We start from the raw sequence: 12,885 nt of genomic DNA on the forward strand, positions 1-12,885 counted from the left end.
AGATCCTGATGTCCGACGATTTCAGCCTGCCCCAGCTCGGCGAGCACGACACCGACTACGCGGCGGGCTCGATCCGCGACGCGCCCACCACCCCGAAGACCGCCGCCGACCTGGAGCAGCTCTTCGACGTGCCCGTCATGGTCTCGGCGGTCCTGGGCTCGGCCCGGATGCCGATCGGCGACCTGCTGCGGCTGGCGCCCGGGGCGGTTCTCGAACTCGACCGGAAGGTCGGCGAGGCGATCGACGTGTTCGTCAACAACCGGCTGGTCGCCCGCGGCGAGGTCGTCCTCGTGGAGGATCGGCTCGGTGTGACGATGACCGAGATCGTCAAGGGTGAATGACCTGGGCGACCGAGAATGTGGCCCGGGCGCCGGCGACGGCCGCAGGCCAGTTCGGCGCGTAACCCGCGCCAGGATGTTTGAGAGGGACGAACCATGCGGCTTCTGATGATCGGGCGGCTCAATGGCGAGCTGATCACCGCCTCGAAGATTTGCATGCAGCGCGGCGCGTCGGTGACGCAGGCCGATGCCGTGCCGCAGGGCCTCAACGTCCTGCGCGCCCGGGGCGCCGACCTGATCATGATCGATGTCGGGCTGCCGATCCACGAGCTCGTCACCGCCCTGGAGGCGGAGCGGATCCGCACGCCGGTGGTCGCCTGCGGCGTGTCGGCGGACGCGTCGGCCGCCGTGGCGGCGATCCGGGCCGGCGCCAAGGAGTACATCCCCCTCCCCCCCGACCCGGAGATGATCGCCGCGGTGCTGGAGGCGGTCGCCACGGATCGCGCGGCCTTCGTCTGGCGCGACCCGTCCATGGAGCGGGTGGTCAAGCTCGCCGAGCAGGTCGCGCGCTCCGAAGCCTCGGTGCTGATCACCGGCGAGAGCGGCACCGGCAAGGAGGTGCTGGCCCGCCACGTCCACCAGAAGTCCAACCGGGCGGGCAAGCCCTTCGTGTCGGTGAACTGCGCGGCGATCCCCGAGGCGCTGCTCGAATCCGAGCTGTTCGGCCACGAGAAGGGGGCGTTCACGGGGGCGGTCGCCCGACGGATCGGCCGGTTCGAGGAGGCCAATGGCGGCACGCTGCTCCTCGACGAGATCTCCGAGATGGACGTGCGCCTGCAGGCGAAGCTGCTGCGGGCCCTCCAGGAGCGGGTGATCGATAGGGTCGGCGGCACGGCGCCGGTGCGGGTCGACATCCGCGTGCTCGCCACCTCGAACCGCAACCTCGCCGAGGAAGTCCGGAAGGGCACGTTCCGCGAGGACCTGCTCTACCGGCTCAACGTCGTCGCCCTGCGGCTGCCGCCCCTGCGGGAGCGTCCGGCCGACATCATCGAACTCGCCACTCACTTCGCCCGGAAATACGCCGCGGTGAACGGGATGCCGGTCCGCCCGCTCTCTCCGGAAGCCCGGACCCTGGTGCTGAAGAACCCGTGGCGCGGCAACGTCCGCGAGCTGGAGAATACCCTTCACCGGGCGGTGCTGCTCGCCTCGGGCGACACGATCGGCCCGGAGGCGATTCTCTCGCCCGACGGCGAGACTTTCGCGGCCGAGGGACCGGCCGCGCGCGCCGCGCAGGTCGCCGAGGCCGCCACCCGCGGGCTGGTGGGGCGGACCGTGGCGCAGGTCGAGTGCGACCTGATCCTCGACACCCTGGATCATTGCCTCGGCAACCGGACTCACGCCGCCCGGATCCTCGGCATCTCGATCCGGACCCTGCGCAACAAGCTCAACGAATACGTCTCGGCAGGGCTCGAAGTGGCCGAGCCCGGGAGCGTCCGGACGAGTGTCGCCTGCGGCTGACGCGCCAGGGGTCGCGGGACCGATCCCCGCTCAGGCGCGCTCCCGCTCGGCGGAAATCCGGCCCGGAATCGATGTGGATGGCGCTGTCTCGACGCGGTCGTGAACGGACCTAGCGCCGCCCGCTCTGCGCCGCCTTATGAGCCTCGGTCTGGGCCGCGAAGGCCGCGTCGAGCTTGCGCAGCGATTCGTAGCGGGCCACGTCGCCCTCCACGTCGCGGATCGTCTCCTCGACCAGGTGGCGCTGGAGGGCCACCCGCGGATCGTCGGCGGGCAGCGCCTCCCGCTCCTGCAGCCGGAGCACGGCCTGCCGCACCACCGTGTAGACCGCCTCGCGCTCCTCACGGGTCATCGACGGCTGGATCGCCTTCGCGACGAGATCGGAGAAATCCGACATGGCGTGTTAGCGTTCGCTCATTCTGGGACGCCCGAAAGGCCGGGCCGCCTCCCTCTACAGACCGCGCCGCCCCGGATCCAGATCCGGGAGCCGCGACCGCGGCTACATCCTCTGGTCGCGGATGCCTGCGAGCAGGAGCGCGGACGAACTCCAGATCACCAGGAAGCAGAAGAACGCCACCAGCAGGGTATGGCCCCGCTCGGGGTAGAGGCTGTCGGTGGGAAGGACCGGAGGCACGAAGGTGGCCAGGAAGATGTGCTGCTTGCTGGCAGAGACGCGGGCCCGGTCGAGGAGGGTGTGGGCTGATTCCTCGAGCTTCTCGGCGATGGTCCGTTCGACCAGCAGGCCCTCGTACTGGAGCAGAGCCTCGGTCAGGTTCTGCCCGCCCGCGCCGGCGGTGGCGCTGGTCATCTCGTCCTGGAGCGTCTTCATCTGCTGGTCGATGGCCGCGATGTTGGCCACCAGCGTCTGGATCGAGCGCGACCGCTCGTCCAGATTGGAGCCGCGCAGGACCTGCAGGTCGTTCTCGGCCTTCAGCTTGTCCTTCCGCAGGGACGTCAGGGCCGTCAGCGTTCCCTCCGCTGACTTGATCGGATCGATCACGCCCCACTGATTGCGGAAGGCCTGCAGCGCGAGATGCGCCTTGCGCAGGCGGTCCTGCGCGACCTTGGCGTCGGCCTCGGCCTGGGCGACCATGTCGGACTGCGCCCGCTTCGAGATGTCGTTGATCAGAGCCTCGGAGCGCAACACCACCGCGCGGGCGATGGTCAGGGCGTCCTCGGGCGTGAAGGCGCGCACGGACAGGCGGATCACGCCTGAGATCGAGTCGATATGCGCCTCGACGTGCTTGCGCCAGTATTTGGTGAGATCCTCGATCGGATCGGTCGGATCGAAGCGCGCCCAGAAGTCCGCCTCGGACCGCGAAAACATCTTGGAAATGCCGATGCTCTTCTCGAGAGCCTCGACCAGGGTCTGACTGTTGATGTAGTCGCGGACGATGAAGCTGTCCTGGCTGTTATGCTTCTGGATCAGGTTCGTGTACTGGCCGAGCGAGATGTTCTCCATCGGCTCGACATTGCCGCGCACCGCGAACTGGGCCTCCGCGACGTACTGGTTGGACGCGAAGGCGAACAGGTAGAGGCCGACCACCAGGGTGGGCAAAAGCACGAAGAAGCCGATCCGGCGGATGATCCGTGCGCCGTAGCTCGACGTGTCCTCCTGCCGCGGGCGCAGACCGGGCAGACGGGTCCAGTCCAGGCGCTCACGGACCGAGGCGACGAGCGCTCGTGCGGTGCGCTTCTCCGGCACCGGCCGGATCGTCTCCGCGCTCCGCCGCAACTCGGTCATCGTCGGTGCGGCGAACGTCACGATCTCGCCTTCGCGCGTGTCGTCCTTGACGTCGTCGAAGCTCATCCGCTCTTTGTTCCTGGGTCTGCGCCGGTTCCGCTGCCGCGGCGCCGGCCGAGGGGCGGCCCGTGCGCGATAACCGGAATCCCGTTCTTTTAGGCCCTTTTTATGGCACCCGGCTTGGCCGCTCCGCCCGTCGCTGCACCGCGGCGACAGGCACCGTAGCCCGCACCGGGTATCGCGTCCTACAGTCTCTGGATGATGACAGAACCCCATGTCCCGGGCGTGGATGGCCGCCCGACCGGCCGTTCGGCCAAGACCAAGCTCACCGAGATCGTCGTCGTCTGTTCCAAATGCGCCAAGCGGCAGGGTCTGCGCGGCCGAGACCTCCGTGCCCTGCTGAAAAAGGCCGGAAAGCAGGCCGTCCAGGACGGGGGAGCCGGCCGCCGGAGGAAGCTCTGTGTCGTGGAATCGGGCTGCCTCGGCCCCTGCCCCAAGCGCGCGGTGGCGGTCGCCACCGGCGCGAGCCTGGCTGCGGGCCGCGTTTTCCTGCTCGATCCCGCCGCCGGCCCGGCCGAAGCGCGTGCCGCCGTACTCGATCCCGTCCTGCCCCGCCGTGCAATCCCCGAATTCGGCCCCAATACCGCTCTAGCGGCGATACCATCCGACGAATCGCCGCCGGTCCGCTGACCGGCACAACCTGGAGCGCGCTCTTGCCCGCCTCTCGACGCGAGGCCCCCGCACCGTGACCGGCAACAACGTTTCCCGGAAGCGGCGGGCAGCCCACGCCGTGCTGCGTCGCCTCCCCTTGATCGGTACCCTGATCGGCCTCGGTCTCGCCGTCTGGCTCGTGGCGACCAACGATCTGGCCGCCGTGGCCACGGCCTTCGGGCGGATCGGCTTCGCGGGCTTCGCCGGCGTCACGCTGGTGCGGATCCTCGTGATCCTCCTCTGCGGCCTCGCCTGGGCGCGCATCCTCGACGGGCTGCCGCCCCCGGCCGGCCCGGCCTGTCTGATCCTGCGCTTCGTCCGCGAAGGCATCAACGTTCTGCTGCCCGTCGCCTCGGTGGGCGGAGACGTCCTCGGGGCACGCCTTCTCACCTTCTGGGGTGTTGCCGGGTCCCTGGCGGCGGCCTCGGTCCTGGCCGACCTGCTTTTCCAGGTCGGAACCCTCGCTTTGTTCGCCAGTCTCGGCGCGGGCCTCCTGAGCCGGGTCCAGGGCGCCGAAGCGGCTGCGCTCGCCAGCTGGACGCTGCGGACGCTGGCAGTGGCCGGTCTGGTGGTCGCGGCGTTCTTCGCCCTCCAGCGGATCGGCATCGTGCGGGTGATCGAGGATCGGCTCACCGCCCTCGGCCGGCGCTTCGTGCGCGAGACCGAGGCGCGCCCCGAGCCGCCCCGGCGGATCCAGGGGGCTCTGGACACGATCTGGGCGCCGAGCCGACGGGGCCACCTGGCCCAATCCTTCGTCCTGCACGCGCTGGCTTGGCTGCTCGGCACGGCAGAGGTCGCCGTCGTCCTCGCCTGCATCGGCGTGGATCATGTCGGCTTGGCCGACATCCTGGTGATCGAGGCGCTCAGCCAGGCGATCAAGGCCGCCGCTTTTCCGGTCCCGAGCGGCCTCGGTGTGCAGGAGGGCGGGCTCGTCCTGGTCTGCGGTCTGTTCGGCATCGATGCCGGCACCGCCCTCGCCCTTTCGCTCGCCCGCCGGGTGCCCGACGTGGTGCTCGGTCTGCCGGCGCTCCTCGTCTGGCAGAACCTCGAAGCGCGCCGGGCCGGGGTGCGTCCGGCCACACCCAGCTGCGACAATCCGTGACCCAGAATCGTCCCGTGCCGCCTCGCCCGGCGGCCCTTGTCCCGAAGCCGCGCCTGCAGCTGCTCGCCCTGGCCGGACTGGCCGGCGGTCTGCTCGCCACCGGCCCCGCCCTCGCGCAGAGCGTCACCCTCGATCTGGGCGCCGGCGGCACCACCGAGCGCGCCCTGCAGCTCGTGGCGCTGATCACCGTCCTGGCGGTGGCCCCGTCGGTGCTGGTCATGGCCACGGCCTTCACCCGCATCGTCGTGGTGCTGTCGATCCTGCGGTCGGCGCTGGGCACCCAGACGGCGCCACCGACCGCGGTGCTGGTCAGCCTGGCGCTGTTCCTGACCGCCTTCGTGATGGCCCCCACGGGCCGCGCGGCCTACAGCGCCGGCATCGAGCCGCTGGTCGCCGGCCGGATCACGCAGGCGCAGGCGTTCGAGCGCGCCTCGGCGCCGTTCAAGACCTTCATGCTGCGCAATGTGCGCGAGAAGGACCTGAAGCTGTTCCTCGACCTCGCCAAGGTGCCGGCGCCGAAGGGCCCGGAGGATGTCGGCCTGGAAATCGTGACCCCGGCCTTCATGATCTCGGAACTGCGCCGTGCCTTCGAGATCGGCTTCCTGCTGTTCATCCCGTTCCTGATCATCGACCTCGTGGTCGCGTCGGTCCTGATGGCCGTCGGCATGATGATGGTCCCACCGGCGACGGTCGCCCTGCCGTTCAAGCTGATCTTCTTCGTGCTGGTCGACGGCTGGACCCTGGTCGCCGGCTCGCTGGTCCAGAGCTACGGCGGATGACGGCAGCCGCGACCGGCCGTCGACGATCCGGGCGAATCCGGACGGCCTCCGCGGCGACACCGCAGGATCGCGCGATGGCGGGGATCGGTGCGCGGAGTCGCCTGACGGGCCGCGCGGCATCGGCCTAGACGCGGCCGGCCTGCGGCCCCTTCCGGGCGATCCCGCTCGACGTGCCGGCGCCCTGCAGGCCGCACAGGAACTCGCGCCGCTCGGCCTTCCGTTCGGGCGTGCAGACGCGACCGTCGTCGGTCGTCAGGAGGGCGTCCGGATCGACGGGCCGGCTCACCCGGGCGGCGCGCCGGGCGATCCGGCGCTGCTCTGCTGGCCGCCCGCCCCGCCTGCCTGCGGAGCCTCCTGGGACGCCTCGCCGCTCGCGCCGGGTGCGTCCGGCCCGCCGCGCGCGGGTGTGGCGGCGTCCGGGTAGCGCTTGCGATACTCGGCCAGGAACGCCGACAGGGTCTGGGCCTTCGTGGCGCGCGCGGCGATGTCCCGGAAGCCCGGCGCCCGGGTCGGGTCCATGCCGGTCAGGAGCGCGAAGGTGCGGGCGTCCGGGCTCGCCGCCATGGCCTCCGAGAACTTCGCCTTGAGCCGCTCCAGGCCGATGGCCTCGTGCGCGAGATCGTAGGCGATCGCGGCGCGGATCACGTCGGCGCGCGCCTGATCGTCCAGCGGCTGGCCGGACTGCCACGAATCGCCGAGCAGCGCCTCATGGGCCTCGCCGGCCTCGCGCCAGCGGCGTGCGCCCCAGTAGATGTCGGCGCGCAGCCGGTCGATATCCGGGCCGCTCTCGCCGTCGATCGTCTCCAGGGCGAGGTCGGTCCGGGTCAGGTCCGACAGGGCACGGGCGCGGATCAGGCCGCGGGCGCGCCTGAGCTCGCCCGGGAGCTCGGGCAGCTCGGTGGCGTCGAGGGCCTTGAGCGCCTCCATCGGCTTGTCGTCCATCAGCCGCACCGTCGCGAGCCGCGTCGCCACGGCGGACCGCGCCGGGCCGGTGAGGCGGTTGTCGATCTGGTACTTCAGGAGGTCGGCGGCGGAATCGAGGAGGTCGAGGCCCACGAGGCGGTCGGCCAGCCGGCGCACCACCGCGTCGCCGCGCCGCCCGATCGGGCTCAGCTCCCGGAAGTCGAAGAAGAGCGCCACGGCCTCGATCCCGGAGAGCTTGTCGCCCTTGTCGGTGAGGTACAGGTTCTCGAAGGCCATCTGCGCCTCCCGCGTCAGGGCCTCCGTGGTGGGGGCGTTGGGCGCGGAGGCATTGGCCCGGCGCACCACCGTGAAGGCGTCCCGCCACCGGCCCGCGTCGAGGTAGAGGCGGGCGAGGCCGGCGGTGATGCCGTCCTCGACCGGGCCGCCGTGCCAGGTCAGGGCGAGCCGCTCCAGCCGCTCCGTGGCGGCATCGAGGGCCAGCTTGCCGGAAGCCCGAGCCAGGAGCGCCCCCCTGAGGGCGGCCTCGCCCGAGACCGGCCGCACGGCTGAATCCTCCAGGCGGGCATAGGCGTCGAGGGCCGCCTCAGTCTGGCCGGTCGCCTCGGCCACGCGGGCGCGGACCAGGGCCAAGCGGTCCCGGATCCAGGGCGCCAGATGACGCTCTGCCTCGGCCCGGGCGGCGGCGGTCTCGGCATCGCCGTTCTCGATCGCCGATTCGGCCGCGCTCGCCCGGATCAGCTGCGCCACATCCGTGGGATAGCCGCTGGCCAGCGGCAGCACCTTGAGGAAGCCGGCTTCCGCCGCCTTCCAGTCGCCCGCACCCGCTGCCGCCATCGCCCGCCACAGGGCGGCCTCGCGATCATCGGCCAGGGGCGGCACGCTGAGGGCCTTCAGCGCCTCCGCGTTCCGGCCGATCCGCACCAGGGCCATGCCCCGCAGGATGGCCGTCTCGCGCTGGGAGGCCAGGAGGGGATCGTCGGCGGCCGCGATCTCGAGGACCGTGAGGCCCTCGTAGTCGAGGCCGTTGGCCAGATCCGCACGCGCCAAAGCGAGGCGGGCCGGACCGCGTTCGGATGGCGTCGCAGCGACGGCCGCGTCGAAGAGGCCGCGCAGGGTCTCGCGGACGTTGCCCATCCGGGCACGCTCCCAGGGCTCCTTCGCGATCGCAAGCGCACCCGCATCCGCGAGCACCGCTTCCGGCTTGCGGGCCGCCATGGAGGCGGCGAGACCGCCCTCACGGCCGATCGAGACGCTCTCGAGCTCGGGTCGCACGGCGAGATCGTCGGCGCCGGCCAGCACCGCGAGACCGTGCCGGCTCGGCAGGATCTCGAAATCGACGAAGCGGCGGCTCTTCGGGTTGCCGATCGGGCGCTGCGCGGCCGAGGTGACCACCGCGATCCGCTCGTTGTCGAGGGTGAGCCACGTCGCCGAACCGGGATGCGGCAGCGCCAGGGTGACGGCCATGCGGCCGGACGGATCGGGTTTGCGGACGGGATCGATCGTGTCGCTCGGACTCAGCGTCTCGCCCGCCGAGAGTTCCCAGGCGACTCCGCTGGCGGTGGTGACGGCGCTGAGATCGACGAGGCGTCCGGGCGGGACGGGAAACCGCATCACCGTGAGCGGGCCGCTCCGGGCGGGCGGCCCCATTGGCGCGAGCCCCTGGCTCGCCGGCGGCAGGGTCACCGGCTCGGCGGTCTCGAAGGCCAGGGTCGCGACGCCGCCGCGCTCGAACAGGACGGCCGGCGGCAGGGTTTGGAACGGGAAGACCAGGCCGCCGCCGGCACGGCGCTTCGGCGGTGCCTCGGGAGGCCGGGGCGGAGCGGCCGGCGCCGCCTGGCGCGGCGGGACCGGGATCGGGATCGGCGGCGACGCTGTCGCAGCGGCTGGCCCCGGCACGTCGACGGCGGTCGTCGCCGGCTCCGGCGGCTTGCGCCGGACCACGTCCACGATGATGGCGCCGTCCTCGCGCTCGGTGCCGATCGTGAAGCCGTCCTCGGGGGTGACGAGCAGGCTCGCCGAACTCGCGTCGATCTCCGTGGCCAGCTTGGCGATGCCCGGCCTCGGACGGCCGCGGGTCTCGCCCGTGTCGATGGTCCAGGCCCCCACCACCCGCACCCGCGTCGCCGGCCCCTCGGCGGTCACCGTTGAGACGGCCTCGGCGGGCAGGCGCAGCGACAGCCGCGTCAAGGTCGGAAGCCGCGCCAGTTCGAGCGACAGCGGCCGGCGCACGGGTTCCGGGATGCGCGCCCTGAGCGCCTCCTCGGCGGCACGGGCCCGGCGGGCGAGTTCGGCGATCACCTCCGGCGGGAGCGGCGGCGGCAGGCCGGACCAGCCCTCCGGCAGCAGGTCCACGAACACCCGCTCGCCGGCCGTCTGGACGTTGACCTGGTAAGGCCGCTGCAGGGCGAGCCGGAGGCCCGTCCCGTCAGGATCGCGGCGGACGCTGGCGACGAAAGCCGGCATGTCGTCGGCGAGGTGCTCGGGCCCGGCCGCGATCCGCTCGCCGTAGCCGACGAGGAGCACGCCGCCGGCGAGCTTGGTCTTGATCGCGACCGGCTTGTCGAAGGTGAACACGATCCGGCCGTAACCGCCGGCACCGTTGCCGCTCTCGCTGCCCTTCGCGCCGATCAGCCGTGCGGCCAGGACCGGGTCGATCGCCGCCAGAAGGGCAAGCAGCGCCAGCGACGCCGTCGTCAGCAGCCGCACGCCACGTCCTCGACCGACCCGGGGTCGCCCGCCCACCGATCCCATCGCCTCGCCGATCCGAACCCGGCGCGCGGCACTGGACGCGCCGCGGCGCGCGGCGCCACATCTCGGCGGGATCCTGCCGCGCTGCGGCTAACGCTGGCTTAACCGTAACCCGAAAAGGCGACGGGCCTCAGCCGCTGAGGGCGACGGCCCGGTCGAAGGCCTGGGGGAAACCCAACAGCGGCACCGAGACGGTGGCCGGTTCGGTGCCCCCCGCCTTCTGACCGGTCACGGTGAGCGCCTTGGCGGTGCGCATGCCGTCGAGGGCCAGCGTCGGGAAGCTGATCGCCACGATGCAGCCCTCGGCACTGCAGGTCGTGTAGGGCGCACCCTTGCCCAGGGTCTGCTCGTCGAGCTTGAAGGTCACGCCCGGCTCGATGGCGAGTCCGAAGGGCATGAGCACGATCCCCTCGGAGCGGCCGTTCGCCGGCGTCTGCAGCTCGATGCCGAATTTGCGCCGGCCGGTCTGCGAATCACCCTGCGCCTGGGCCACGATGCAGGTGACCTTCTCGTTCGGACGCGTGCAGGTCATCGTCCAGTCGCCGTAGCTCTCGCTGACGGTGCTGGCTCCGGTGGGCCACGCGGCGTGGACCGGCGCCGCCGCAGGCGTGGCGGCCGCCTCGGATTTCGCCGCCTCGGCGGGCTTGGCGGCCTCCGCGGGCTTGGCCGCCTTGTGGGGGACGGGCTTCGGCCGGGGCTTGGGACGGGCCTTGGCGGGTGCCTCGGCGGCCGGCGCGGCCTCGGGCTCGGCATCCTGTGCGCGCGCCGCCAGGATCGGGACCGCCGTGAGCAAGGTCGCGATCAGGCTGAGACGCAGATGCGCACGAAATGTCGGCATGGAATCACGATCCCCCGAAGCCATTGGACGGCAGAGCCGCCTAATGCCCTAGCCGGGGCGACGCAATCGTCCGGAGCATCGTCAGTGGGTCGGGGGCCGCCCTCAGAGCGGATTCGGGCCGCCGACGGCGCGGGCCAGGGCGCAGCGGCGCGCGAAGGCGGTCTCCGCTCCGTTGCGCAGGCCACGGGCGACCGCAAAGACGAGGGTGAGGAAGCCGGGATCACGGTCGGCGGTCTCGACGGCCGGGCCGGGGATCCGGGAGGTTATGAGCGCGAGCATGACGGACTCCAAGTGCGAGGGCCCGGGCGTTTCCACGCTCCCCAGTTCCTGCGGTCCTCTCGGTGACCTTGCTGCACTGCAATATGAGCCCTGCACGCGGAGCCTGCCATCCGTTCCAAGGCGGGGGGCGCATGCGTCGAGGTCATGGTTTCGACCGGGCGCGTGCAAGATGCCGTTAACGAAGGCGCGGATCCGCGCGGTTGACCGGCGACGGGCGAGCGGCCATTGAGCGCGCTTCCGGCGACTCGGCCCCTGGACCGCACCGGCACCGCTCCGGCGGCGCGGGCCTGTCGCTGCACTGTCACACGCGCGCCATAACCCGCCCGCGAGCCAGATGAGCGGACGCGCCCGGCATCCGCCAACGAGGATATCCCGCATGACCGATCAGCCGACCCGTCACCCGATCCACGGCCGGATCACCGGCCCCATCGTGATGATCGGCTTCGGCTCGATCGGCCGGGGCACCCTGCCGCTCATCGAGCGCCATTTCGAGTATGACCGGGCCCGCTTCACGGTGATCGACCCGGTCGACACGCATCGCGCCCTCGCCGAGAAGCACGGCCTGCGCTTCGAGAAGGTGGCGCTGACGCCGGAGAACTACCGCGACGTGCTCACCCCGCTCCTCACCGAAGGCGGCGGCCAGGGCTTCTGCGTGAACCTGTCGGTCGACACCTCCTCGCGGGCGATCATGGAGCTGTGCCGCGAACTCGGCGCCCTCTACATCGACACCGTGGCCGAGCCCTGGCCGGGCTTCTACTTCGACAAGACCAAGAGCCAGGGCGACCGCACCAATTACGCCCTGCGCGAGAACATCCTCGATGCCCGCGAGCAGAAGCCGGGCGGCACCACGGCGGTCTCCTGCTGCGGCGCCAATCCCGGCATGGTCTCGTGGTTCGTCAAGCAGGCGCTCCTGAATATCGCCCAGGATACCGGCCTGGAGCGGCCGGAGCCCAAGACCAAGGCCGAGTGGGCCGCCCTGATGAAGGATCTGGGCGTGAAGGGCGTCCACATCGCCGAGCGGGACACGCAGCGCGCCAAGAATCCGAAGCCGCGCGGCGTCTTCGTCAACACGTGGTCGGTCGAGGGCTTCGTCTCCGAGGGCAACCAGCCGGCCGAGCTCGGCTGGGGCACGCACGAGACCTGGAAGCCCGACAACGCCCGCGAGCAGGAGAAGGGCTCGCGCTGCGCGATCTATCTGCTGCAGCCGGGGGCCGACACGCGGGTGCGCACCTGGGTCCCGACCGCCGGCTCGCAGTTCGGCTTCCTCGTGACCCACAACGAGGCGATCTCGATCGCCGACTACTACACGGTGCGCGAGGGCGATAAGCCGGTCTTCCGGCCCACCTGCCACTACGCCTACCACCCGGCCGACGACGCCGTGCTGTCGCTCCACGAGATGTTCGGCAAGGCGGCCAAGGTGCAGGAGCAGCAGCACATCCTCGACGAGACCGAGATCGTCGACGGCATCGACGAGCTCGGCGTGCTCGTCTACGGCCACAAGAAGAACGCCTACTGGTACGGCTCGCAGCTCTCCATCGAGGAGACCCGCCGGGTCGCACCGTACCAGAACGCCACCGGCCTGCAGGTGACCTCGGCGGTACTGGCCGGCATGGTCTGGGCCCTGGAGAACCCGGAGGCCGGCATCGTCGAGGCCGACGAGATGGATTTCCGCCGCTGCCTGGAGGTCCAGACCCCGTATCTCGGTCCGGTCGTGGGCGTGTACACGGACTGGACGCCGCTCACCGATCGCCCGGGCCTGTTCCCGGAGGACATCGACACCAGCGATCCCTGGCAGTTCCGCAACGTGCTGGTGCACGGCTGAAGGCTCTGCCGCGCCCCGTCAGCCGGGGCGCGGATCCGCCGCCTGAACGGCAGCGCAATCCTGCACGCAAAAGGGGCCCCGTCCGGCCCCGTCGTCGTGCATTCGCCGCGCGGCAGCGGTCCGTGACCCGGATCCGCCGCCTGCG

12 protein-coding genes are annotated in these 12,885 nt (G+C 71.5%); 6 read left to right on the top strand and 6 right to left on the bottom strand.

Annotated elements, in window-relative coordinates:
• Positions 1-8 precede the first annotated feature (8 nt).
• Positions 9-341 carry a flagellar motor switch protein FliN gene (gene fliN / locus PQI07_RS07055; protein WP_012321962.1) on the top strand — a complete coding sequence of 111 codons (333 nt, stop codon included), beginning with the start codon at positions 9-11 and terminating at the stop codon, positions 339-341.
• 93 nt (positions 342-434) lie between these two features.
• A complete protein-coding gene (gene flbD / locus PQI07_RS07060; RefSeq protein WP_274926340.1) occupies positions 435-1,796 on the top strand; it encodes a sigma-54-dependent transcriptional regulator FlbD in 1,362 nt (453 codons plus the stop codon).
• Between the two features lie 109 nt (positions 1,797-1,905).
• Here flbD and PQI07_RS07065 read toward each other — a convergent pair whose 3' ends face one another.
• Together PQI07_RS07065 and PQI07_RS07070 are read right to left on the bottom strand one after the other, a co-directional pair.
• Complete coding sequence (locus tag PQI07_RS07065) at positions 1,906-2,190, bottom strand: hypothetical protein (RefSeq protein ID WP_043347393.1); 285 nt, start codon at positions 2,188-2,190, stop codon at positions 1,906-1,908.
• 102 nt (positions 2,191-2,292) lie between these two features.
• Positions 2,293-3,603: a KpsE/RkpR family capsule polysaccharide export protein gene (locus PQI07_RS07070; RefSeq protein WP_043386053.1), complete on the bottom strand. Its 1,311-nt coding sequence runs from the start codon at positions 3,601-3,603 to the stop codon at positions 2,293-2,295.
• 192 nt (positions 3,604-3,795) lie between these two features.
• On the opposite strand from PQI07_RS07070, the gene PQI07_RS07075 reads away from it, so the two are divergent.
• Genes PQI07_RS07075 through fliP form a run of 3 tightly spaced genes read left to right on the top strand, consistent with a single transcriptional unit; the run spans position 3,796 to position 6,129 of the window.
• Positions 3,796-4,227, top strand: coding sequence for a hypothetical protein (locus PQI07_RS07075; RefSeq protein WP_053610823.1), 432 nt, complete (start codon positions 3,796-3,798; stop codon positions 4,225-4,227).
• A 55-nt stretch (positions 4,228-4,282) separates the two neighbouring features.
• The gene (locus PQI07_RS07080) at positions 4,283-5,350 is read left to right on the top strand and encodes a flippase-like domain-containing protein (RefSeq protein ID WP_274926341.1); all 1,068 of its coding nucleotides are present in this window, start codon (positions 4,283-4,285) and stop codon (positions 5,348-5,350) included.
• Complete coding sequence (gene fliP, locus PQI07_RS07085; RefSeq protein WP_446720942.1) at positions 5,347-6,129, top strand: flagellar type III secretion system pore protein FliP; 783 nt, start codon at positions 5,347-5,349, stop codon at positions 6,127-6,129. The genes PQI07_RS07080 and fliP overlap by 4 nt, the downstream gene beginning before the upstream one ends.
• A 124-nt stretch (positions 6,130-6,253) precedes the next feature.
• Here fliP and PQI07_RS07090 read toward each other — a convergent pair whose 3' ends face one another.
• From PQI07_RS07090 to PQI07_RS07105, 4 genes are all read right to left on the bottom strand, one after another.
• Positions 6,254-6,415 carry a hypothetical protein gene (locus PQI07_RS07090; protein WP_274926342.1) on the bottom strand — a complete coding sequence of 54 codons (162 nt, stop codon included), beginning with the start codon at positions 6,413-6,415 and terminating at the stop codon, positions 6,254-6,256.
• The gene (locus PQI07_RS07095; RefSeq protein WP_274926343.1) at positions 6,412-9,804 is read right to left on the bottom strand and encodes a hypothetical protein; all 3,393 of its coding nucleotides are present in this window, start codon (positions 9,802-9,804) and stop codon (positions 6,412-6,414) included. The genes PQI07_RS07090 and PQI07_RS07095 overlap by 4 nt, the downstream gene beginning before the upstream one ends.
• Positions 9,805-9,931: 127 nt before the next feature.
• Positions 9,932-10,639 carry an invasion associated locus B family protein gene (locus tag PQI07_RS07100; protein WP_274926344.1) on the bottom strand — a complete coding sequence of 236 codons (708 nt, stop codon included), beginning with the start codon at positions 10,637-10,639 and terminating at the stop codon, positions 9,932-9,934.
• A 102-nt stretch (positions 10,640-10,741) separates the two neighbouring features.
• Positions 10,742-10,918 carry a hypothetical protein gene (locus PQI07_RS07105; protein ID WP_164706345.1) on the bottom strand — a complete coding sequence of 59 codons (177 nt, stop codon included), beginning with the start codon at positions 10,916-10,918 and terminating at the stop codon, positions 10,742-10,744.
• A gap of 376 nt (positions 10,919-11,294) precedes the next feature.
• On the opposite strand from PQI07_RS07105, the gene PQI07_RS07110 reads away from it, so the two are divergent.
• Complete coding sequence (locus PQI07_RS07110) at positions 11,295-12,740, top strand: homospermidine synthase (protein ID WP_043350149.1); 1,446 nt, start codon at positions 11,295-11,297, stop codon at positions 12,738-12,740.
• Positions 12,741-12,885: the final 145 nt, after the last annotated feature.

This window comes from Methylobacterium sp. 092160098-2, from assembly GCF_028920805.1.
Lineage (GTDB): Bacteria > Pseudomonadota > Alphaproteobacteria > Rhizobiales > Beijerinckiaceae > Methylobacterium > Methylobacterium fujisawaense.